This is a genomic window from Acinetobacter sp. ANC 4654, assembly GCF_002135425.1.
Taxonomy (GTDB): Bacteria; Pseudomonadota; Gammaproteobacteria; order Pseudomonadales; family Moraxellaceae; genus Acinetobacter; species Acinetobacter kyonggiensis.
This window is the reverse complement of the sequence record NZ_NEGL01000007.1, coordinates 56,800-79,247: the sequence shown is the minus strand read 5'-3', so window position 1 is coordinate 79,247 and position 22,448 is coordinate 56,800. Positions and strand designations below refer to the sequence as shown.

Here is a 22,448-nt window from a genome sequence, read left to right as displayed (position 1 = left end):
AAGGATGGTTTTCTTTCTTGAAAAAGAAGAAGGGGAATTATGAATGTAAAAACTATGCTTTTAAAATCGCTGCAATTTGTTCTTTAATCGCTGTGGTTGGATGCCCAATCAGTTGTTCTAAGTCTTTACTGTCACTAAACATGGCACCTTTTTCAGTTTGTATATCTGCATCGACAATAATATCGACCAAGCCAACAGGTAAGCCAGCTTGTGTTAAAGCTTGAGTATAATCTTCAGCACTGAGGTTCTGATAAGTGATTTCTTTTCCTGAAACATCAGCAATATCAGCTGCTAAATCTGCCAATGTGAAGCTGGTTGAACCTGCAAGTTCATAGGTTTTATTTTCATGTCCAGATGTGGTTAGCACTTTTGCTGCGGCTTCGGCATAGTCGGCACGTGCCGCGGAACTAATTTTTCCTTCGCCTGCTGCACCATACAGCGTACCGACTTCAACGGTGTGAGTGACACCCGCTAAATAGTTTTCACTATACCAATTGTTACGTAAGAACGTGTACTGCAAGCCGCTGGCTTGAATGAGGCTTTCAGTTTCACAGTGCTCTTGTGCTAAACCAAGTGGTGAATGATCGGCATTGAGCAAACTAGTATAGACAATATAGGGAACACCTGCATGTTGAGCCGCATCAATGACCGCTTTATGCTGCGCTGTACGACGACCCACTTCATTGGCTGAAATAAGCAATAGTTTATCAATTCCAGATAATGCCGAAGCTAAAGTTACAGGTGTGTCATAATCAAAGAGACGCAGTTCAATTCCTTTTGCTTTTAAATTGGTAGCTTTGGATTTATTTCGAACCAATGCCACAATATTGGCAGCAGCGGTATTTTTTAACAGTGATTGAATAACCAATTGACCGAGCTGACCAGTTGCACCTGTGATTGCAATTTTCATTTGACTCACCTTTGATTTGTTTGTTTTGCATACTTTATGTTTTTATCTTAGTATACTAACTTACCTAATGTAAGTACGTACCTAAAAGTAAGTTTATTTCGGTTTGGAGAGAAATGATGAGTAACTATGCAACAAGTAATTTACTTGGACAAGTTTTATCCAATGAGTGTCCTTCACGTGAAATATTAGAACACTTAACCACCAAGTGGTCGGTATTGGTTTTGCGCTGTTTAAGCGATGGTATTCATCGTTTTAGTGAGTTAAGACAGCGTATAAATGGGGTCAGTGAAAAAATGTTGGCTCAAACTTTGAAGGTTTTAGAGAAAGATGGCTTTCTTATTCGTACTGTTTATCCTGTTGTGCCTCCAAAAGTGGAATATCAGTTGACTCTTTTAGGCTCACAAGCCGCAGAGAAGCTGAATCATTTGATTGGCTGGATTGAACGTAATTTGCCTGAAATTATGGAAAATAAACAGTGTGCTACGCCATCATTGTAAATATTTCTTGAGATAATCATGCCTGAGTTTTACGAAGATTTTTAAGATCCAAAGATCTTCTTGAATCCGATAAAAGTTAAAATGCGCATGACAAGAAGAACAAAAAAAACTTTATTTTATGAGCAGATTTGGAAAAAGGTTAAGTCGGATTGATCGCACAGCTAAAATCTATCATTGTGTTTCGGGTCTATAGCGTAAATTTAACCTGATTTTTAATTTTTACCTCGTCTTAAAATGATGGTGTAATTGAAGTATAGCCCAATAGAAAAATCAAAATTGGCGCGATCCATGTTGGGTCAGTGTGTATAGCAATACGCTGATGGTGTACTTTAAATTGGTCGCGATTTATTGAAATGAAGTCCGAAATATGGGCCAAGCCGTAGGGGATGGTCTGGGCATGACTAAAAATCATGTAATGCTGAATAATACTATTCGAGAAATTCTTTAAAATATGGCAGAATATGCGGTTTTAAAGTATTTAGAGGATTGGCAGTATGCGCTTTGTTGATGAAGCAGTCATTACCGTAGAGGCTGGCGACGGTGGCAATGGCGTAGCCAGTTTTCGCCGTGAAAAATTCGTACCATTTGGTGGTCCAGATGGTGGTGATGGTGGGCGTGGTGGCTGCATTTATGTTGAAGCAGACAATGACACCAGTACACTCGTAGATTATCGTTATACACGTAGATTCCGTGCGGAACGTGCTAAAAATGGTCGTGGTGCGAACTGTGCAGGCCGTGGCGGTGAAGACACTATATTAAAAGTTCCAGTAGGAACAACCATTGTCGATGTAGAGTCTGGTGATATCATCGGCGATTTAGTCGCTGATGGTCAACGCGTTATGGTTGCTGCGGGTGGTCAAGGTGGTTTGGGGAATACTCACTTTAAATCATCGACCAACCGTTCACCGCGTAAATGTACCCATGGTATTAAAGGTGAGTTCCGTGAAATTCGTTTAGAGCTTAAAGTTCTTGCTGATGTTGGCCTACTGGGTATGCCAAATGCAGGTAAATCGACCTTTATTCGTGCTGTATCGGCTGCGAAACCAAAAGTTGCAGATTATCCATTTACTACAATGGTGCCGAACTTAGGTGTGGTGGATGCCGATAGTCACCGTTCATTTGTAATGGCCGATATTCCAGGTCTGATTGAAGGTGCTTCTGAAGGCGCGGGTCTTGGTATTCGTTTCCTTAAGCATTTGGCACGTACCCGTATCTTGTTGCACATTATTGATGTTCAACCAATTGATGGTTCAGACCCAGCATATAACGCGAAAGCAATTGTGGAAGAATTGAAAAAATTCTCTCCAACTTTAGCGAAATTGCCAGTGGTCTTGGTGTTGAATAAAGTCGATCAACTTGATGAAGCAACTCGTGAAGAATGGTGTCAGCACATTCTTGATGAAATTCAATGGGAAGGTCCTGTATTCCAAACTTCTGGCTTGATGTCGGAAGGCACCAAAGATGTTGTGTATTACTTAATGGATGAAATCGAGCAACAACGCGAACGCGAAGTTGAAGATCCTGAATACGCTGCGGCAATGAAAGCATTCCGTGATCAGCTTGAAGCTGAAACACGTGAACAAACGATTGCTGCGAAAGAAGCTTATCGTGAAATGCGTCGTCAACAACGTCTTGAAGGTCTGTTGGGAGACGACGATGAAGATGATGAAGATGGCGATGATGGCGATATGGAAGTGTTTTACGTACGTTAAGCTCTGAAATACGAGTAACTGAGGACAAGATGATAGAAGTGGTGGATGGGCAACGTCAGCTCAAGGATTGCAAACGAATCGTTGTTAAAATCGGATCATCTTTACTCACAGCAAATGGGCAAGGTTTAGATATTGCAGCAATTTCGCATTGGGCGAAACAAATTGCAGATCTACACAATGCAGGACATGAGATTATTCTCGTGTCTTCAGGTGCTGTGGCTGAAGGTATGGTTCGAATGAAATTGACCAACCGACCCACTGATTTACCGAGTCTTCAGGCATGTGCTGCTATTGGGCAAATGGGCTTAATTCAAACATGGTCGAGCGTATTGGAAAACCATGCTATTCAAACGGCACAGGTTTTATTGACCCATGATGACTTAGCAGACCGTCGTCGTTATTTAAACTCTTGCGATGCTTTACAGCATTTAATTGATTGGCATGTGATTCCTGTCATTAATGAAAATGATACGGTGTCGACTGATGAAATTCGCTTTGGTGATAACGATACTTTAGCGGCGATGGTTGCAGGTCAAGTCCATGCCGATTTGCTTATTATCTTAACCGATCAGCAAGGCATGTTTGACTCCGACCCGCGTTCTAATCCGAATGCGAAGCTGTTCCATACGGTTCGCGCATTGGATGAAAGCTTATTTGATATGGCTGGCGGTGGTGGGAAATTTGGTCGTGGTGGTATGTTGACCAAAGTTCGTGCAGCACGTTTAGCCGCTAAATCAGGCTGTCCAACACTGATTGCGAGTGGTGAAAGTGCTCAAGTGCTTGCTCGCTTAATGTCTGGTGAATTGCTCGGAACATTGTTTATTACAGACAATGATCGTATGACTGCACATCAACAGTGGTTAGCAGCACATCTACAAACAGCCGGTCGTTTAGTCTTGGACGATGGTGCCGTAAAAGCGATTAAAGATAATCACCGTAGCTTATTACCAGTCGGAGTAAAAGCGGTGGAAGGACATTTTGATCGCGGTGATGTGGTTGAGTGCGTTGATAGTCAAGGTGGTCGTGTCGCAGTGGGTCGAGTCAACTTTAGTTCTCGTTCTGCTGAAATTGTGAAGGGTTTATCTTCAGATAAAGTTTATCAAGTTTTAGGTGAAGCCCGTTCTTTGGAAATGATTCATCGTAACCATATGGCGATTTACTAAAAATTTCGTTATAAAAAATCCCGCTTTCGAGCGGGATTTTTTATAGGAGCTGAAAATTATTTTATATAACCTTTTTCAATCAGTGGCTTAAACAGAAAATGATGTACTCTTAATACAAGCTGCATAATCAGTACTTTGTATCGATTCCATAAAGCTAAACCGAAATAATTTAATATAAATGCTAGGAAAAAAGCCCCAAGCATATCTAAAGGGAAGTGCACGCCCAAATAAACCCGAGACCATGCAACCAGCCATGCTATTACAATCAGGATTACACCAATCGAGCGTTTTGCAGAGAAAAAATATGCAAAGGCAATGCTACTGAAAATCAGCATATGGTCACTGGGAAAAGAGCCATTAGGTGAATGGTAAATGAGGGTACGCCCAACATCCATCATAAAAGGACGTGGATGATAAAAACTATGAGAAATAATTTGGCTGATCAGAAGTGCCGTACAGGTAAAAATAAAGGCTTTAATGATTTGTTTTTTAACTTGAAAATTCCCTCTTAGCCAGAAAAATGCAAAAAACATGACCATGATATAGAACAAATCATTGGCGATGAAAATTGCAAAATTAATCATCCAATCGCTAGCATGATTCGATGCATTAATCCATTCAAAAAGGCTAAGATTTAATTCGGTGAGAGACATAATAAAAATTGATGCAAAGAGAAAAATAACGGGTTAATTTAGCAGAATCACTTAATTAGGACATAAAAAAAGACCACAGATTTGTAGTCTTTTTGGGAGAACTGGCCTAAATGCTTATTTAAACTGAATTGTACCGTTTGCATTTACAGTTATTTTAGATTCGCCCGCAGCAACATCTTGCGCATCTGCTGCTTCAGCACCCGAAAATTTTGCCATACTCGCACGCATCATGATCGGTTGTGGGTAAGAGTTATTGGTATTTAAATTTAGATTAACGAGGTTATATCCTGATTTATTCCATGCTTGACTTAAGGTTAGGGCGCGTTGTTGGAAGTTTTTAGATGCCTCGACCATTAACTCATTTTCAACTTTTTTGCGTTGGGCATCAGAAACACTGAAATTAATGGATTGCGTTTGAAAATTTTGTTGCAGTTCACTGACCAATTGGCTCGCCGCTTTAAAGTCGGTACTTTCAATTTGAATTTCGGCACGACCACGCCATTCTTTGAGTTTACGGCTGTCGTTGTCATAAATTGGATAGGTGGTTTGAGAACCAGTTTCAACCTTCACTTGCGGATATTTCTTGGCTGAAGCCATGGCTTGATTCATTAATTGTGTAATTTGCACAGCAAGTTCAGCGGGCTGTTTATTGCTTTTTTCAATGTATAAAACAGCATGCATTTCATCATTCGAAATTTTACGTGCAGCTTCTGCTTGTATATTGACTAGATTATAATTGAGTTGCTCGTTTTGTTGAGCAAAAGCAGGTGTCGTTAAAGCAGATGCTAAAATTAAAGATGAGAGAGTTAAGTAACGCATTTTTTGACCTATTTTTTGTAAGTAGAATTGGAATCTAGATTGATGATCTTAAAGTGTGTTTATGTTGGATTTGAGCAGATTTTGTGGTGGCTTTGTAAAAACAGATAAAATTAACTAAATCGTATTGCTCAACATAACTAAAACAAAATTATATACTTACGATTTAATTTACATGAAATTTCACTGCATTATAATTTTTTTTCAATAAAAGCATAAAAAAATGAGGTTTTCTTTATCCTGTCACAATGTAAGATGAGAATTCAACTTATAGATTAGCTTGATTTTTTTTAATGAAATAGGACGGATAAAGTGCCGAAAGTTGTTTATTTTTCAGAAAAATTCGGTATCATCCGCCCTCTAGTTATGACAAACAAATTTAAGTCTAACTAGATTCTATAAAGCACCGAGTCAAAGGACCACAAGTCACCCGACTTATTTCTTTCAACCCATATCAGAGATGGTAATTCGATATGAGCGTTTCTTCTGTAAATCCTGCCCCTAATTCTACTAACGAATACTATTTGACTCGCCAAAGCCAAATGGAATCCAATGTTCGTAGCTATCCACGTAAATTACCGTTAGCGATAGCAAAAGCTTTAGGCTGCTGGGTTACTGATGTTGAAGGTACAGAGTACCTCGATTGTTTGGCTGGGGCAGGGACTTTGGCTTTAGGCCATAACCATCCTGCGGTTATTCAAAGTATTCAAGATACTTTAACGAGTGGTCTCCCATTACATACTTTAGATTTAACAACGCCTTTAAAAGATGCATTTACTGAAGCATTACTTGAACAATTACCTGGTGGTAAAAAAGAGTATTGTTTACAGTTCTGTGGTCCATCTGGTGCAGATGGTACAGAAGCAGCAATTAAATTAGCGAAGACGTATACTGGTCGTAGTTCAGTGATTAGCTTCTCAGGCGGCTATCATGGAATGACGCATGGCGCTTTAGCCATGACAGGTAACTTATCTGCGAAAAATTCGGTAAATGGCTTAATGCCAGGCGTACAGTTTATGCCATATCCGCATGAATACCGTTGCCCACTGGGTCTTGGCGGTGAAGCAGGTGTAGATGCCTTAACTTACTTCTTTGAAAACTTTATTGAAGACGTAGAAAGTGGTGTAACTAAACCTGCTGCCGTGATTCTTGAAGCAATTCAAGGTGAAGGTGGTGTGGTTACAGCACCAACCAAATGGTTGAAAAAAATCCGTGAAGTCACTGAAAAACACAACATTGTGTTGATTCTTGATGAAGTTCAAGCAGGTTTTGCCCGTTCAGGTAAAATGTTTGCCTTTGAACACGCAGGCATTGAACCTGATGTTGTGGTGATGTCAAAAGCAGTAGGTGGTAGCTTACCGCTTGCAGTTCTTGGTATTAAGCGCAAATTTGACGCTTGGCAACCTGCGGGTCACACAGGAACTTTCCGTGGTAACCAATTGGCGATGGGTACTGGTCTTGCAACAATTAACACCATTAAAGAGCAAAATCTTGCGCAAAATGCACAAGAACGTGGTGATTTTTTACAAGCTGAATTTAAAAAATTAGCCGTAGAATTCCCATGTATCGGTAACGTACGTGGCCGTGGCTTGATGTTGGGTGTTGAGATTGTAGACGAACGTCAAACAGCAGATCACATGGGTTCATTACCAGGTGATTCTCAATTGGCAGCTGCTATCCAGACAGCGTGTTTCGATAACAAATTGTTGTTAGAGAAAGGCGGTCGTAACGGTACTGTAATTCGTTTACTTTGCCCACTCATCATCACTCAAGCTGAATGTGAAGAAGTACTTGTTCGCTTTAAGAAAGCAATTGCTGAAGCACTAGTTGCAGTACGAGGCGCATAATGGTTGATTTTGCAGAACATCGTAAAGCATTACTTTGCAATGATGCTCAATCCATTGCTGACTACGAGTCAGCAATGGGTGAGGCGACTAAAGCAGTCGCAGCATGGTTGCACAATGATAAAATGTACACAGGCGGTAGCATTAAAGAGCTACGCAGTGCAATTGCGTTTAACCCTTCAAAAGAAGGTTTAGGTGTACATAAGTCGCTTGAACGCATGGTGGAGCTTTTCCTCAATAAAAGCTTGAAAGTACATCATCCGCATTCACTTGCACATTTGCATTGCCCAACGATGGTCACTAGCCAAATTGCGGAAGTGCTCATCAATGCAACCAACCAATCGATGGATTCATGGGATCAAAGCCCAGCGGGTTCATTGATGGAAGTTCAATTGATTGATTGGCTTCGTCAAAAGGTTGGTTATGGTGCAGGTCAAGCAGGTGTGTTTACTTCTGGTGGTACACAGTCTAATTTGATGGGTGTATTGTTGGCACGTGACTGGTGTATTGCGAAAAACTGGAAAGACGAAAACGGCAAGCCGTGGTCTGTTCAGCGTGATGGTATACCTGCGGATGCAATGCGTAACGTCAAAGTTATTTGTTCTGAAAATGCACATTTCTCTGTGCAAAAGAACATGGCAATGATGGGTATGGGTTTTCAATCGGTTGTGACTGTCCCTGTGAATGAAAATGCACAGATGGATATGGATGCCTTGGAAAAAACCATGGCTGATCTTCAAGCAGCGGGTAAAATCGTGGCCTGTGTGGTTGCGACGGCAGGTACAACTGATGCTGGCGCAATTGATCCATTGAAGAAAGTACGTGAAATCACCAACAAATATGGCGCGTGGATGCATATCGACGCAGCATGGGGTGGGGCACTCATTCTTTCGAATGACTACCGTGACATGTTAGATGGTATCGAATTGTCCGATTCTGTGACGCTCGATTTCCATAAGCATTATTTCCAAACCATTTCTTGTGGCGCGTTTTTGTTGAAAGACGAAGCGAACTACCGTTTCATGCATTATGAAGCTGAGTACTTAAATTCGGCTTATGATGAAGAACATGGTGTGCCAAATCTAGTGTCGAAATCACTACAAACGACGCGTCGTTTCGATGCGTTGAAATTGTGGATGACTGTTGAATCATTAGGCGAAGAGCTTTATGGTTCAATGATTGACCATGGTGTGGTTCTCACACGTCAAGTTGCTGATTATATCAATACAACTGATGGTTTAGAGATGTTGATTGATCCACAATTTGCTTCTGTATTGTTCCGTGTGATTCCTGAAGGTTATCCAACAGAATTGCTTGATACATTGAATCAAAACGTCGCAGATGAATTGTTTGCGCGCGGAGAAGCGAATATAGGTGTCACTAAAGTCGGTCAAGTTCAATCCTTGAAAATGACCACTTTAAGTCCAGTAGCGACTTTAGATAACGTGAAGAATTTGCTTAACCTTGTGTTAGCAGAAGCAGATCGTATCAAAGGGCCAATTCAAGCTGGTACTTATGTGACAGCAATTGATTAAGCACATGTAAGTTTCTTAAGTTAAAGAAAAAGCCAGTTTTATAACTGGCTTTTTTTATACACGTTAGGAGGTGTGATAAAAGCATAAAAATATTTTTTTCTGCACTTTGATCATTTCAATAGCATTCTCTAAAGTAAGCTGTTCATCATAAAATCTGCGTATAAAGACTTTCATTCACATGATTATTCATTAATTTTAAAAGTGTTAAATCAATCAATTTCACATGACCAGTGGATGGTAATATTGCTTTTTTTAATTGCTTTGATGGATGAGTTTTGTACTTAAGTCATTACTTTTATTCTGTATTAACTTGATTAAAAACAAGGTTAGTCACACTGCTAAAAATTTTAATGAGTAAAAATGAGGTCATAAATATTGCAGCATACATATTTATGGGTGTTGCATGCATTTATAAATATGTATTTTAAAATTAAGCTGCCAAGATTGGGTTGAATCCAATTTTGCGAAGTCATTTTCGATACATATTCGGGTGGTGATCTGTCAGAAAACATGCTTTTATAGCTTAATTTATAGTCAAATGTTCGGTGTGGTTTACAGTAAATAGGTGCAAACTATCATGTTCGCCAAGTCATCATAGCTAATATTGCATTGATCATGAGCTGTATAAAACATTGTAGGATGATCTTTTGTCATAAACATCCTCCTTGAGTCTGTCTCTCAATTTTTAAGTCAAAACAAAGTTTTATGTATTTTTATAAAGTGCGTGAATATGCTGAATAGCTGTATAAATTTACTTAAAATATACAGATCATTAAAGTGTCATAAAGCTGTAACTTCATTGTCATATTTTAAACTCAAAATGCAGAGATCGAAAAAGTACAAAACTTTATAAAAAAGTAGCGTGCTTCAAAATTGCATCTAATGAAGAGAGAAAAGAATGCGCTTAAATCACCTCGCACTTGCTTTAGCAGTTTCAGGAGCAGTTGTAGCAACAACAGCAAATGCAGCTCGTGACACAATCCAAATCGCTGGTTCTTCAACTGTTTTGCCATACTCAAGTATTGTTGCAGAAGAGTTTGGTAATACTTTCCCACAATTTAAGACACCTGTTGTTGGTTCTGGTGGTACATCTGGTGGTTTAAAGCAATTCTGTCAAGGCGTAGGTGATAACACGATCGACATCGCTAATGCATCTCGTAAAATTAAAGATACTGAATTAGCTGCATGTAAAAAAGCTGGTGTGAATCAAATTATTGAAGTAAAAGTCGGTTATGACGGTATTGTGTTTGCATCTAACTCAAAAAAAGCCGCGTATAAACTTCGTCCACAACATGTATTTGCAGCACTTGCAGCACAATTACCATCAAATGGTAAGTTAGTTGCAAACCCATACACGCATTGGAATCAAATTGACAAATCACTTCCGAATGAACCAATTACATTGGTCATTCCAGCTTCTAACCATGGTACGCGTGAAGTGTTCCAAGAAAAAATGGTTGAAGCGGGTTGTGAATCTTATGCATATTTCAAGAATTTAGACAAAGATGCTCAGAAAAAAGCATGTGCTACTTTCCGTAAAGATGGCAAAGTGATTGAAATTTCTGGTGACTATACTGAAACACTGGCACGTTTAAAAACTTCACCAAGTGCAGTGGGTGTATTTGGCTTAGGTTTTTATGATCAAAACCGTGACAAATTACGTGTAGCAACCGTAAACAATGTGGTGCCATCAGAAAAAACAATTCTAAATGGTTCTTACCCTGTATCACGTCCATTGTTCTTTTATGTGAAAGGTGAACACCTTAAATCAATCAAAGGTTTACAGCAGTATTCTGAATACTTCTTAAACAAAAAAGTTTCAGGTAAGGGTTCTAAATTAGAAAAAGCAGGTCTGATTTCAATGTCTGATAAAGAACGTGCAAAAGTTCTTGCAGATTTTAAAGCAGGCAAAGCGGTTAAGTAATTAGGATGAATAAGCTGATGTTAGGAGAATTCTTAGCATCGGCTTTTTTGCAAAATAAGGTTTTTTCAAAGCATGAAAATTGAAAAAATGCCGGAGAATACATGAATCTGCTACTCATAGGTGTGTTATTGGCATTGATTGCCGTAGCCTATCAAATCGGGTTATCTAAAAGCCGTAACCTAGCAGGTAAGGGAAATAATTCTGCGAAGTTGCACTCTCGTCCCGGATATTACGGTGCATTGGTTGCTTTATGGTGTGGTATCCCTGCTTTTTTAATTTTACTTGTTTGGAATTTGGTTGAAGCCAACGTTTTGCAATATTTAATTTTACAAAATGTTCCAACGAATATTACCGCAAATTTAGATGTCGCGGGTATAGATGTACTGATTGATCGGGTCAAAGCCATTGCTTCAGGTTTTGGTGTGAGTGACACACCCGCAGCTTATGAAGTTGCAGCAGCAGAGCATTTGGCTAAGTTCGAAAGAGTAAGTGAATTGGCAAAGTTTGCTGTCGTCATTTGTGCTGCAATGCTAGGTTTGGTTTGGGCGAAGAAACGGGTCAGTCAAAATTATCGCGCGCGTAATCAAGTTGAACGTACCATCAATGTTATTTTGATTTTATGTTCAGGGGTTGCAATTCTGACAACGATTGGCATTGTGATGTCAATGTTTAAGGAAGCGGTTCATTTTTTCAATTTTGTTTCTCCAGTTGATTTTTTCTTCGGAACAGAATGGAATCCTGGTTTTAGTACATCGGGTAATGCTGAAGGAAGTTATGGTTTATTGCCACTCATCTGGGGCACACTGATGGTCAGTGGTATAGCCTTACTGGTTGCCGTACCATTGGGTTTAATGATTGCGATTTACTTGGCAGAATATGCATCGCCAAAATTTAGATCTTGGGCAAAACCCGCCATTGAAGTGTTAGCGGGTATTCCAACCATCGTTTATGGTGTATTTGCACTGATGGTGATTGGACCCGCTTTAAAATTAATAGGTGAAGTGATTGGTATTGAAATTAATGTAACCAGTGCTTTAACAGCAGGTTTTGCAATGGGGATTATGATTATCCCATTTGTATCTTCACTTTCAGATGACATTATTACTCAAGTCCCACGTTCACTACGTGATGGTTCTTTAGGTTTAGGCGCGACAAAATCTGAAACGATTCGTCAAGTGGTACTGCCTGCTGCATTACCTGGGATTACAGGTGCATTTTTATTGGCTGTATCCCGTGCTGTCGGTGAAACCATGATTGTGGTGCTTGCGGCAGGAAATAGCCCATTACTGCATGTTAATCCTTTTGAGGCCGTATCGACCGTCACCGTAACGATTGTGAAGCAATTAACGGGTGATACAGATTTCGCAAGTCCTCAAGCCTTGGTGGCATTTGCACTCGGTTTGACCCTGTTTGTAATTACGCTGTGTCTTAATATTGTAGCACTCTATATTGTGCGTAAATATCGTGAGCAATACGAATGAGTACATCAAATACATCTCCAGCGGATCAAAATGTATTTGATCCTCGTGCAGCTGCGGCATTACGCGAAAAACGTAAAGCTAAAATTGCAAGTTCATTGTCAAAGCGTCATCGTAAAGAAAAAACATTTCGCTTTGTCGGTTTCTCTTCCGTGGTCATCGGACTGGCTTTTGTCGCTTTATTGTTTGGTAGTATTTTGTATAAAGGCCTTCCTGCATTTTGGCAAGCCAGTATGACGGTTCCTGTTTATTTTGATCCTACATTGATTGACACTGGCCCTAGACCAACTCAGAAAGTTGGCGAGTCTCCAGCACTCTACCAAGAGCGTTATGTAGAATGGCAAACTAAAATGGGGATGGTTGATTGGGATGCTTTGATTGCCAATGGTTTAATCACCAAAGATCCATCACTCGCCAATTATCGTGATGAATTAAGTAGTTTATATACCAGTTCAGAAGCTTATCGAATTCGAGATATGGTCTTTAAAGATCCGTCTTTAATTGGTGAAAAAGTTGAATTGAATTTATTAGCAGATGCCAATATTGATGTCTGGTTAGCGGGGAATATTGATCGCTCATTACCAGATGATCAGCAACAATTAAGCCCAGAAATCCGTCAGCTTTCTGATGATCTTGCTGCAAAAGGAATTATTCAGCGTACATTCAATACGCAACTCTTTACCAATCCAGACTCGCGTAGTTCACCTGCAACAGCGGGTTTGGCGGGTGCATTCGTGGGCTCATTGTTCATGATGCTGATCGTGATTTTTATCTCGATTCCATTGGGGGTGGCAAGTGCGATTTATCTAGAAGAATTTGCACCTAAAAATTTCATTACCGATATTATTGAAGTGAATATCAATAACCTTGCGGCTGTACCATCCATCGTCTTTGGTTTACTGGGTGCTGCAATCTTTATTGGTTGGATGCATTTACCTATTTCTGCACCGTTGGTGGGTGGCTTGGTTTTAAGCCTAATGACACTACCAACTGTGATTATTACGACTCGAGCTTCGTTAAAAGCAGTACCGCCATCTATTCGCCAAGCAGCTTTGGGAATTGGTGCATCACGAATCCAAACAGTTTTTCACCATGTTTTACCTTTGGCTTTGCCTGGAATCATGACGGGTTCTATTATTGGTGTCGCACATGCTTTAGGTGAAACCGCACCATTGTTATTGATTGGGATGAGTGCATTTGTTGCCAATATTCCCGTATCACCTTTAGATCAATCAACGGCTTTACCCGTCCAAGTTTATTTATGGCAGGGCAATGAATTACGTAACTTCTTTGAAGGACGTACTGCTGCTGCGATTATTGTCTTACTGGCGTTAATGGTAAGTTTAAATAGCCTTGCGATTTGGTTACGTAAGAAATTTGAAGTGCGCTGGTAGAGAGGGCAATATATGAATACTGTAACTGCATCAAAAACAAATTCCTTAGAACAGGACGAATCCGTGAATCAAGAACAGAAACAATTTATCTCTCCCGAAGTGGATAAAAAACGTCAAGGGACTTCATTTGTTTCTCAATTTGATACCCAAACTTCGGCAAAAAAAGACGCAAAAACGGCTAATGTGAAAATTAGTACTTCAGATGTACATGTATATTATGGTGAAGCAGAAGCAATCAAAGGGATTGATCTGAATATTTATGAAAATGAAGTGATTGCTTTTATTGGTCCATCAGGTTGTGGTAAATCGACTTTCTTGCGTACTTTAAACCGTATGAATGACACGATTGATTCGTGTCGTATAACCGGTAAAGTGATGTTAGATAATCAAAATATTTATGACCCAAACCTTGATGTGGTCTTACTGCGCGCACAAGTGGGGATGGTGTTCCAAAAACCAAACCCATTTCCGAAGTCCATTTTTGACAATGTCGCTTACGGTCCAAAGCTTCACGGTCTAGCGCGTGATAAATATGACCTTGAAGAAATTGTTGAAAACAGTTTGCATAAAGCGGGTCTTTGGAATGAAGTGAAAGATCGTTTAAATCAGCCGGGTACAGGTTTGTCTGGTGGTCAACAGCAGCGTTTATGTATTGCACGTACCATTGCGGTGAGTCCAGAAGTGATTCTAATGGATGAGCCGTGTTCTGCGCTTGATCCAATTGCAACGGCAAAAATTGAAGAGCTGATTTCAGAGCTTTCAACTCAGTACACTATTGCCATTGTGACTCACTCAATGCAACAAGCGGCACGTGTTTCTGACCGTACTGCTTACTTCCATTTAGGTGATTTAATTGAAGTGAATGCGACTGAAAAAGTCTTCACCCAGCCAGATCATCAATTAACAGAAGCCTATATTACAGGTCGTTTTGGTTAATCCAATGACTGCATAAAAAAGAGCCAAAAGGCTCTTTTTTATTTTTAATCAAAGATATATCGAGCTAAATTTATGGCTTTTAGAATTGCTTATTTATTTTATTTGGTTAAAATTCGCGCCATAAAAGAGGTTTTACAACGACTGAAACGCTTATAAGATTAGCAGGATAAAAAATCAGACGATTTGGATCAAAAATCATATTGAATTTTCAATGTTTTGGCCTCATGTTAAAGCTAACCGTAAATACAATTAGAGAAATTATTTTATATGTTATTCCATACCCCGAAATTACCTGCTGAAATTCGAATCAGTCATTTAAATGCACGTGTAAATGAACAACGTAAAAAAATTGCACAAACCACAGCATCTAAATTTGAGTTCTTGCAACTTACTCAACAGCTTTCAAAAGAAGCACGTTTACGTAAAAAGAATAATCAAAAAGTTTATGTCCTTGATTTTAAGGGGGATACAGCGGCATCTGCTGTAGAAAGTTTACGTGAAGAAATTACTTTAATTTTAGCAACTGCAAAAGTCGGACGTGATCGAGTGGTACTCCGCTTAGAAAGTCCGGGTGGTATGGTGCATGGCTATGGTCTAGCGGCTGCACAACTGGTACGTTTACGTGATGCTGGGTTTAACTTAACCATTTGTGTGGATAAAGTTGCAGCCAGCGGTGGTTATATGATGGCATGTATTGCGAACGAAATTGTTTCTGCGCCATTTGCAGTGGTCGGTTCAATTGGTGTGGTTGCACAAGTGCCGAACTTTAATCGTTTATTGAAAGAACATCATGTCGATTTTGAACTATATACCGCAGGTCAATTTAAACGTACAGTAACGATGTTTGGTGAAAATACGGCTGAAGGTAAAGCAAAATTTGAAGAAGAATTACAGCAAACGCATGAACTATTTAAGCACTTTGTTGAAAAGTACCGCCCGCAATTGAATGTTGAAAAAGTGGCTACAGGCGAGCATTGGTATGGTAAAGATGCACTTGAGTTAAACTTGGTGGATAAGCTACAAACCTCAGATGAATATTTGCTGAGTCTACTGGCACAACACGATGTTTATGTGATTGATACACGTCGTAAGCCAACTTTAGGTGAGAAGTTAGGCTTACAAGCAGCACAAATTGCAGATGGTTTAGTGCCTGCGGTTATGAATAAAATCATGGAAACTTTAGCAAATAGCAATTCAAGCTTAGTCCAAATGCGTGATCCGAAACTTTAATTCATTTAAGCTTTAGATTGCATTAAGCCAGTGGTAAAACCCTCCACTGGCTTTTTTATTTTATGCTGTATCTTGTTGATTTTTTATTAGAATAACCGCGCCAGAAATAATCGCGCCAATGGTTGCCAGCAACATATCTTGATGAGCATCCCAGATATCTCCTTGTTGTCCATTATAGTTCTCCGCATCTTCAGGAGATAAACCCATCGCAATCCACCATTCAATCCATTCATAGATGAGGCTGCTTGCCATGACAAATTGAATAATCAGTAGAAATAAAACCCGTGGTTTTAGGCTGGGAAGCCAGACTTGAAATAAGCGGTAGAAAAAAGGATACAGCAATACGCCATAAGCAATATGAACTAAACGGTCGTACATATTACGCGTCCAACCCATGTAGTGGTCTAAATCAAAATTGAATACTTCTTTGATCCATTCGTTGTAAGGCACATAAGAATATAAATAGTGTGCACCCACAATGTGAATCAGTAAAAAGCCAAGGTATAAAGTAAAGCTGTAAAAGCTTAGTCCAATTTTTTTAAAACAAATGAACAGGGCAATGAGCATCAATACTGTACCAATCTGATGCAGTATGTAAGAGGATAATTCGAGGGGTTGAATACTTGCAATAATAATCGCAATGGCTAAAAAACCTAAAAGAAGCCAGTGTTTTAAGCTGAATTGGTATTCAATCATCTTGTTATTTTCGACTATAAAGTATTGGAATTATAATGAAAAAGCGAAGCCGAAGCTTCGCTTTTTGCTACTAAAACTGAATTAGATTTTAGCAATTAAATCTTTAATTTGTTTGGCTTGTTCAGCAGCATTACCTGTATAAGTGGCAGGCGTCATTTCCGCTAAACGTGCACGATCCGCAGCAGGAACAACTGCAAGCTCATGACCATTCACGAAGTCCACCATCATTTCACGCGTCATGGCTTGACCACGAGTAAGGGCTTTTAATTTTTCGTATGGTTTTTCTACATTGTAACGACGCATAACCGTTTGAATTGGTTCAGCCAAGACTTCTTGAGCATGGTCTAAATCTTCAGCAATACGCGCAGCATTCAGCTCTAATTTACCAATACCTTTTAAGCACGCATCAAATGCAATTAAGCTTTGTGCAAAACCAACACCCATGTTACGAAGTACGGTCGAGTCAGTTAAGTCGCGCTGCCAGCGAGAAATAGGCAGTTTTTCACCCAAGTGAGCCAATACTGCATTGGCTAAACCTAAGTTACCTTCAGAGTTTTCAAAATCAATTGGGTTGACTTTATGCGGCATCGTTGAAGAACCAACTTCACCTTCTTTCAAACGTTGTTTGAAGAAACCTAAAGAGATATAGCCCCAAACGTCACGGTTAAAGTCGATCAAAATGGTGTTGAAGCGACGTAACGCATCAAAAAGTTCCGCCATGTAATCATGTGGTTCAATTTGCGTGGTGTACGGGTTAAATGCTAAACCTAAAGATTCAACAAATGCTTGTGAATGCGCAGGCCAGTTAATGTCTGGATAAGCTGAATAATGCGCATTGTAGTTACCTACAGCACCATTGATTTTACCTAGTAATTCAACATTGTTAAATTGCTTGATTTGGCGAGCAAGGCGGTAAGCCACGTTTGCCATTTCTTTACCCAATGTGGTTGGGCTTGCTGTTTGACCATGTGTACGAGACAACATCGCTTGTTCAGCATGTGTTTCAGCCAAAGTCGCAATTGCGTCGATAATGCTTTGCATAGAAGCAACAAGAACGTCACGACCATTTTTTAACATAAGGGCGTGAGACAAGTTGTTGATGTCTTCAGAAGTACATGCAAAGTGAATAAATTCACCAGCATCTTTCAATTCATCAATATGCGCAATTTTTTCTTTTAGGAAATATTCAACCGCTTTTACATCGTGGTTGGTGGTACGTTCAATCTCTTTAATGCGGTTTGCATCGTCTTCAGAGAAATTAGTCACGATTGCATCTAAAGCAGCATTGGTTGCTGCTGAGAAAGCTGGAACTTCAGTGATTTCAGGACGGTTTGCAAGCGCTTGTAACCAGCGCACTTCAACAGTCACACGAGCATGGATTAAACCAAACTCAGAGAGGAAAGGACGGAGAGCATCACATTTGCTCGCGTAGCGTCCATCTAATGGAGAAAGTGCGGTTAAAGCGTTCATATAGATTCCTTGAATTTTGGAATTAAACCGAAACGAAAGCACGTCACAGATCAGATTTAAACCACCTGATACTGTAAACGAGCAAGATCTTGAATATCTTGGAGCAGCTTACGCTTACTGAAAATCATGCCCCATGAACTGCCACCCAACTGACGCCATAAATGTGCCATTTGTAAGCCAGTAAAGAGGGAAGCGCGAATACGATTGGTGTGAGAAGCATCTTTGAAGGCTTCTGCATTGCCTTTCACCATAATGCGTGGATTAATTTGTCCCGCAGTTTCAATATAGGTCTGGGCAAGGTTAGCAATAATGCTGGGATGCAGATAATTATTGTCAAAGAAAGACAGTTGTTTCAGAATTTTCTGTTGAGATTGTTCAATAATCTCGACAAATTTAGGATTGCCATAGACTTTTTTTTCTAACTGCAATAGTGCCATGGCATAGCCCATCGGCAATTTGGTGTTAGAAAGTTTAGGTAAACGAGACTTAGGAGACGTATTAAATGGCTGTGTAATACTATTTTCTAGCGTTTTTAAGCCTAAAGAAAGATCGGCAAGTTGATTAAAAAAATACAGTGTTTGACAGGACTCATTGGCACTTGGGCGGATATTGAGGCTGGCTTTGATGAGTTTTTCAAAGTAGAAACCACCACTTTCACCCATACTTTGCTGCCCCGACATGGCAGTCATATGCGTCAGCTGTGTCGCTTGAAACACAGCTGCTAATGCCAAAGCTCTATTTTGGCGAACATTCAAAGTTTGAGGCTGTTGAAAGGGTAACTCAGCCATGCCTATCGCTTCCTTTTAAATAAAATCAGGTTTTGGCGCATTGGTATGATGAATCACACCGCCACCTAAACAAACTTCATCTGCGTAGAACACTACACTTTGTCCTGGAGTCACCGCACGTTGCGGTTCATCAAATTCAACTCGTACACCGTTGGGTGAATTCGGATCTTTAAATAAGACACAGGCTTGATCTGGTTGGCGATAACGCGTTTTAGCCGTACAACGGAAACCCGTTTCAGGAATCTCTTGTTCGCCAGCCACCCAGTCAATTGCTTCACTCCAAAGTATTGTACTTTGCATGAGTGGATGTTCATGACCTTGACCAATCACGAGGCGGTTGTTTTCAATATCTTTATAAAGCACAAACCATGCACCTTCAGATTCGCCTTTTAAGCCACCTAAACCGATGCCACCACGTTGACCGAGCGTATAGTACATTAAGCCGTGATGTTCACCAACCTCTTTACCCGTATCTAGTAGAATTTTTCCAGATTGTGCAGGTAAGTATTGTTTTAAAAAGTCATTAAAGCGACGTTCACCAATAAAACAAATGCCTGTTGAGTCTTTTTTCTTCGCTGTGGCTAAACCCAGTTCTTCAGCAATACGACGAACTTCAGGTTTTTCAATTTCACCGACAGGGAACAAGGTCTTATTAATTTCACGCCCATGTACCGCATGTAAGAAATAGGTTTGGTCTTTATTGTTGTCTACACCACGTAATAAAGGCGCATATTCATCACCTTTAGAATTGGTTTGGGTTTCACCGCGACGGCAATAATGACCTGTAGCAATAAAGTCTGCACCCAGATTCACTGCATGATCTAAAAATGCACGAAATTTAATTTCTTTATTACATAAAATGTCAGGGTTTGGGGTACGACCCGCAGCATATTCAGCCAAGAAGTGCTCAAATACACGATCCCAATATTCCATTGCAAAGTTAGCCGTATGCAGTTTGATGCCAATCTTGTCACAAACAGCTTGTGCATCGGCTAGGTCTTCCATTGCTGTACAATATTCCGTGCCATCATCTTCTTCCCAGTTTTTCATGAAAAGTCCTTCAACTTGATATCCTTGTTGAAGAAGAAGTGCTGCAGAAACAGAAGAATCTACACCACCAGACATACCGACGATGACACGTTGTTGCATAGGATTAGGCATCCAAATTTGAAATTAAAGGAGAGTTTTGGTGCTCATAAACGAGCGATAAAGGATATTTCTGACCAGATAAAGCATCTTTTACGGCTTTAGTCACCAAGGGACTACGTGCTCGTGCAGACTCAATAAGCTCATCTAAAGTCATCCATACCGCACCAACAATATCGGTATCGAGTTTTGCATCAGGATGATATTGAATATCATGTGCTAAAAAGCAAAAACGATAGTAAGTACGATCGGGGAACATTGGCGGTGTATAGGTGTATATACCGAGCAATGATTCAATTTCGACATCATAGCCCGTTTCTTCCATGGTCTCGCGAATAGCGGCTTGAATAAGCGTTTCACCACATTCAACATGACCCGCAGGCTGATTGAATACAGTATGTGTAACACCTTCAGTATGTTCTTCAACAAACAGGAATTTTCCGTCTTTTTCAACAACTGTGGCTACGGTAACGTGAGCTGTCCAAGAGGTCATAAAAAAGAACCATGGGAGTAAAGGGGTATTCTACAAAATTTAGGGCGTGGTGGCTATGTTGATTGTTTTTTTCTTTGAGCGTTTGAAATAGACGATAACTCATTATAAATGTTAGCTTATCAACTTTATGAATAATGGTTAAATAATAAGCGTGGAACGCGACTATTCACATAAAAAGCCCAATCGTTGAGGACAAGGCTTTTTACTGCATCACAATCGATTGATTTAAAAGAAAATAAAGGAGTAGTTTCGTATAAGGTGTATTATGTTAGTTTTAGAAAAACTGATTAATGGAGCTACTGTAGATTAGCTTCCATCATGCACTAAGATACCCTCACTACCTACCAGATAGTTACCAGTATCCTGAATAATTAATTGATATACAGACAATCGTAATATTTCTGATTCAAATATATTCCAATCAACACTACTTTGTAGAAATTTTTCTGTTTCAGGTGAGAAATTAAAATCTTCATCATCTACTTTGTGATGTATTAGTCCTTCAGATGATATATCAATATATTCATCATTCCCTGATAAGTGATAATCATCAGTAAAGGTGTTTGTTGATATGGCGAAAGTTTGACCAGACTTATTTTTTGATTGATAGATCATTTTATTCCACCAAAGACATAAATTTTTATCTGTCAGTGTGTATACATCAATCATAGAGTCGTCTATTTCATTTACAGCAAACCATTCACCGCTAGCAGATCTGACCCTTTGATTTTGAGAAGAAAAAAAATAATGAATTGTATGTTGTTGATTTCCTTTCGGATAAAGCATAGTACAACGGAAAATATCTTGTATGCTATTAAAGGTTTTTTCTACCCGTTTATAAACTCTTTCATTACCTTGCGATACATCAACACTTAAAACCTCATCACCTATTCTAATATCTTGGATCGGAACTAATCCTCGTTTTGTATGTACTAATGTACCCTCTGTAAACCCTGAACTATTGTTCATAACTTCCTCTTATTTATACTTTGAATAGATTTTTATTAGGTAGGGCATTTCTACTTGGGAATAACATAAAATGTTAGAACCCATTTAAGTATTATGTTTCATCATTCAATAGAAGTTCAACTTATGTACTTAAATGAATATTCATAACGATCAGTTAGTGGAATGACTATAATTCCCAGCTACCTTTACATAGTTTTGCGCCGAATAAGGTAAAAATTCCAGTTCTTTTTCTGTTAGTGGACGAACTTGTTGTACTGGGCTTCCAACATACAAATAACCACTTTTTAAGACTTTACGGGGTGGTACTAAACTGCCTGCGCCAATCATGACATCATCTTCAATAATCACATCATCTAAAACAATGGTATTGATGCCAATTAAAACGCGATTACCCACAGTACAACCATGTAAAGTCACATGATGACCAATGGTGACATCTTCGCCAATAATGAGCGGTGAACCATTGGGCTTAGCTGTATTTTTGTGGCTGACATGCAACATGGCATGGTCTTGTACATTAGAGTTTTTGCCGATTTTGATATAATTGACATCACCGCGAATGACGGCAAAAGGCCAAACTGAAACATTTTCAGCCAAACAGACTTCACCAATGATGACGGAAAGTTCATCGATACAACAAGTAGCATCAATTTTAGGATGATGATCTAAATAAGGGCGAATATTCTTTTTCATGATGAGCAGTCAATAATTGAAGGGCTACAGGAATTATAAAATAAAAAAGCACTCATACCGAAGTAGAAGTGCTTTAACTTTAGTTTAAGGCTGAATAAAAT

20 protein-coding genes are annotated in these 22,448 nt (G+C 39.5%); 10 read left to right on the top strand and 10 right to left on the bottom strand.

Annotated features, from left to right (window positions below; all coding sequences use genetic code 11):
* Positions 1-52: 52 nt before the first annotated feature.
* The gene (locus B9T24_RS12000) at positions 53-910 is read right to left on the bottom strand and encodes an SDR family oxidoreductase (protein WP_086165988.1); all 858 of its coding nucleotides are present in this window, start codon (positions 908-910) and stop codon (positions 53-55) included.
* 116 nt (positions 911-1,026) lie between these two features.
* Here B9T24_RS12000 and B9T24_RS11995 point away from each other — a divergent pair, with 116 nt between their 5' ends.
* From B9T24_RS11995 to proB, 3 genes are all read left to right on the top strand, one after another.
* Positions 1,027-1,407 carry a winged helix-turn-helix transcriptional regulator gene (locus B9T24_RS11995; RefSeq protein WP_086165987.1) on the top strand — a complete coding sequence of 127 codons (381 nt, stop codon included), beginning with the start codon at positions 1,027-1,029 and terminating at the stop codon, positions 1,405-1,407.
* Positions 1,408-1,901: 494 nt separating this feature from the next.
* Complete coding sequence (cgtA, locus tag B9T24_RS11990; protein WP_086165986.1) at positions 1,902-3,119, top strand: Obg family GTPase CgtA; 1,218 nt, start codon at positions 1,902-1,904, stop codon at positions 3,117-3,119.
* Between the two features lie 29 nt (positions 3,120-3,148).
* The gene (gene proB, locus B9T24_RS11985; RefSeq protein ID WP_086165985.1) at positions 3,149-4,282 is read left to right on the top strand and encodes a glutamate 5-kinase; all 1,134 of its coding nucleotides are present in this window, start codon (positions 3,149-3,151) and stop codon (positions 4,280-4,282) included.
* Between the two features lie 56 nt (positions 4,283-4,338).
* On the opposite strand, the gene B9T24_RS11980 is transcribed toward proB, so the two are convergent.
* Together B9T24_RS11980 and B9T24_RS11975 are read right to left on the bottom strand one after the other, a co-directional pair.
* Positions 4,339-4,935 carry a phosphatase PAP2 family protein gene (locus tag B9T24_RS11980; protein ID WP_086165984.1) on the bottom strand — a complete coding sequence of 199 codons (597 nt, stop codon included), beginning with the start codon at positions 4,933-4,935 and terminating at the stop codon, positions 4,339-4,341.
* Positions 4,936-5,049: 114 nt separating this feature from the next.
* Entirely contained in the window at positions 5,050-5,754 is a 705-nt protein-coding gene (locus B9T24_RS11975; protein ID WP_086165983.1) for an SIMPL domain-containing protein, read from the bottom strand.
* Positions 5,755-6,224: 470 nt separating this feature from the next.
* On the opposite strand from B9T24_RS11975, the gene B9T24_RS11970 reads away from it, so the two are divergent.
* The 7 genes from B9T24_RS11970 (at position 6,225) to sohB (ending at position 16,092) form a co-directional block, all read left to right on the top strand.
* Positions 6,225-7,598 (top strand): diaminobutyrate--2-oxoglutarate transaminase, encoded by a 1,374-nt coding sequence (locus B9T24_RS11970; protein WP_004648420.1) that lies wholly within the window; start codon positions 6,225-6,227, stop codon positions 7,596-7,598.
* The gene (locus B9T24_RS11965) at positions 7,598-9,130 is read left to right on the top strand and encodes a pyridoxal phosphate-dependent decarboxylase family protein (RefSeq protein ID WP_086165982.1); all 1,533 of its coding nucleotides are present in this window, start codon (positions 7,598-7,600) and stop codon (positions 9,128-9,130) included. The genes B9T24_RS11970 and B9T24_RS11965 overlap by 1 nt, the downstream gene beginning before the upstream one ends.
* An 898-nt stretch (positions 9,131-10,028) precedes the next feature.
* Complete coding sequence (locus B9T24_RS11960) at positions 10,029-11,054, top strand: substrate-binding domain-containing protein (protein WP_086165981.1); 1,026 nt, start codon at positions 10,029-10,031, stop codon at positions 11,052-11,054.
* A 101-nt stretch (positions 11,055-11,155) separates the two neighbouring features.
* Positions 11,156-12,535 (top strand): phosphate ABC transporter permease subunit PstC, encoded by a 1,380-nt coding sequence (gene pstC / locus B9T24_RS11955; protein ID WP_086165980.1) that lies wholly within the window; start codon positions 11,156-11,158, stop codon positions 12,533-12,535.
* Complete coding sequence (gene pstA / locus B9T24_RS11950) at positions 12,532-13,926, top strand: phosphate ABC transporter permease PstA (protein WP_086165979.1); 1,395 nt, start codon at positions 12,532-12,534, stop codon at positions 13,924-13,926. The genes pstC and pstA overlap by 4 nt, the downstream gene beginning before the upstream one ends.
* Positions 13,927-13,938: 12 nt before the next feature.
* Positions 13,939-14,862 carry a phosphate ABC transporter ATP-binding protein PstB gene (gene pstB / locus B9T24_RS11945; RefSeq protein WP_086165978.1) on the top strand — a complete coding sequence of 308 codons (924 nt, stop codon included), beginning with the start codon at positions 13,939-13,941 and terminating at the stop codon, positions 14,860-14,862.
* A gap of 267 nt (positions 14,863-15,129) precedes the next feature.
* Entirely contained in the window at positions 15,130-16,092 is a 963-nt protein-coding gene (gene sohB, locus B9T24_RS11940; RefSeq protein WP_086165977.1) for a protease SohB, read from the top strand.
* Between the two features lie 60 nt (positions 16,093-16,152).
* Here sohB and B9T24_RS11935 read toward each other — a convergent pair whose 3' ends face one another.
* From B9T24_RS11935 to B9T24_RS11905, 7 genes are all read right to left on the bottom strand, one after another.
* On the bottom strand, positions 16,153-16,788 hold the full coding sequence (locus B9T24_RS11935; RefSeq protein ID WP_086165976.1) for a DUF2238 domain-containing protein: 636 nt from the start codon (positions 16,786-16,788) through the stop codon (positions 16,153-16,155).
* Positions 16,789-16,869: 81 nt separating this feature from the next.
* Positions 16,870-18,258, bottom strand: coding sequence for an adenylosuccinate lyase (purB, locus tag B9T24_RS11930; protein ID WP_086165975.1), 1,389 nt, complete (start codon positions 18,256-18,258; stop codon positions 16,870-16,872).
* A 56-nt stretch (positions 18,259-18,314) separates the two neighbouring features.
* Positions 18,315-19,046 (bottom strand): high frequency lysogenization protein HflD, encoded by a 732-nt coding sequence (hflD, locus tag B9T24_RS11925; RefSeq protein ID WP_086165974.1) that lies wholly within the window; start codon positions 19,044-19,046, stop codon positions 18,315-18,317.
* 15 nt (positions 19,047-19,061) lie between these two features.
* Positions 19,062-20,195 carry a tRNA 2-thiouridine(34) synthase MnmA gene (mnmA, locus tag B9T24_RS11920; RefSeq protein WP_086166113.1) on the bottom strand — a complete coding sequence of 378 codons (1,134 nt, stop codon included), beginning with the start codon at positions 20,193-20,195 and terminating at the stop codon, positions 19,062-19,064.
* Positions 20,196-20,199: 4 nt separating this feature from the next.
* On the bottom strand, positions 20,200-20,685 hold the full coding sequence (locus B9T24_RS11915; protein ID WP_086165973.1) for an NUDIX hydrolase: 486 nt from the start codon (positions 20,683-20,685) through the stop codon (positions 20,200-20,202).
* Between the two features lie 306 nt (positions 20,686-20,991).
* On the bottom strand, positions 20,992-21,654 hold the full coding sequence (locus tag B9T24_RS11910; RefSeq protein ID WP_086165972.1) for a hypothetical protein: 663 nt from the start codon (positions 21,652-21,654) through the stop codon (positions 20,992-20,994).
* Between the two features lie 150 nt (positions 21,655-21,804).
* Positions 21,805-22,347: a gamma carbonic anhydrase family protein gene (locus B9T24_RS11905; protein ID WP_086165971.1), complete on the bottom strand. Its 543-nt coding sequence runs from the start codon at positions 22,345-22,347 to the stop codon at positions 21,805-21,807.
* Positions 22,348-22,448 lie beyond the last annotated feature (101 nt).